Raw genomic sequence first — 938 nt, 5'->3', positions numbered from 1 at the left:
GAAAAAGAGAAGAAGAGCTCCCAAAGTTCTTCGAAGTTTGTTTCTACTTTTAAAGTGGAGATAAATTAGCAGTGTCCCGTTCGTCTAGAGGCCTAGGACACCGCCCTTTCACGGCGGTAACAGGGGTTCGACTCCCCTACGGGATACCACTTCCTTCAAGAAGTAAAAAGGGTCGTTAGCTCAGTTGGTAGAGCAGTTGACTTTTAATCAATTGGTCGCAGGTTCGAATCCTGCACGACCCACCATTTCCTCCCAAGGAAATAAAATTTGGGGCGATTAGCTCAGTTGGGAGAGCACCTGCCTTACAAGCAGGGGGTCACTGGTTCGAGCCCGGTATCGCCCACCATTTCCTCCCAAGGAAATAAAAATATGGGGCTATAGCTCAGCTGGGAGAGCGCCTGCCTTGCACGCAGGAGGTCTGCGGTTCGATCCCGCATAGCTCCACCATTCCTTCCATAAGGAATTAAAACTTTTATGGGCGATTAGCTCAGTTGGGAGAGCACCTGCCTTACAAGCAGGGGGTCACTGGTTCGAGCCCGGTATCGCCCACCATCTTTAAACATTCTTTGATGACAACAGTCTGAAGAGAGTTTTTAAAAATGGTTTTGAAAGTTTAAAACTTGAAAAACTCTTGCTCTTTAACAATTTGGAAAGCTGACTGATTAGCTTAATTATTTTTACTTTTTAAAAAGTAAAACAAAACGGCCAAGGCTGTGATTAAGTTAATCAAATTTAAAAGTTCTCAATGTTTATCTGCTCTTATTTAATAAGAACGGCATAAACACAACAAACACATTCAAGTGTCTTGTATTCGAATGATCAGAAATGATTGTTCATTTTTTGATTCTACTTTTTATTAAAAAGTGGAAACAAGAAGTAAATTGAGTCCGGCAAACAGTCATTGAGAATTAACCCTTCTTGATGACAACCAAAAACCT

General features: G+C 41.9%; 5 tRNA genes. All 5 read left to right on the top strand.

The window, feature by feature from the left end:
- Positions 1–73: 73 nt before the first annotated feature.
- The 5 genes from ACFI6G_RS22150 to ACFI6G_RS22130 all read left to right on the top strand — a co-directional run bounded on the left by ACFI6G_RS22150 (position 74) and on the right by ACFI6G_RS22130 (position 552).
- Positions 74–149 (top strand) — tRNA-Glu (locus ACFI6G_RS22150).
- A gap of 20 nt (positions 150–169) precedes the next feature.
- A tRNA-Lys gene (locus tag ACFI6G_RS22145) sits at positions 170–245 on the top strand.
- A gap of 25 nt (positions 246–270) precedes the next feature.
- Positions 271–346 (top strand) — tRNA-Val (locus tag ACFI6G_RS22140).
- A 25-nt stretch (positions 347–371) separates the two neighbouring features.
- Positions 372–447, top strand: a tRNA-Ala gene (locus ACFI6G_RS22135).
- Between the two features lie 29 nt (positions 448–476).
- Positions 477–552: transfer RNA gene (locus ACFI6G_RS22130), tRNA-Val, on the top strand.
- The last annotated feature ends 386 nt before the right edge of the window (positions 553–938 follow it).

Source organism: Vibrio sp. PSi01, assembly GCF_054960695.1.
This window is presented reverse-complemented; position numbering and strand designations above follow the sequence as displayed.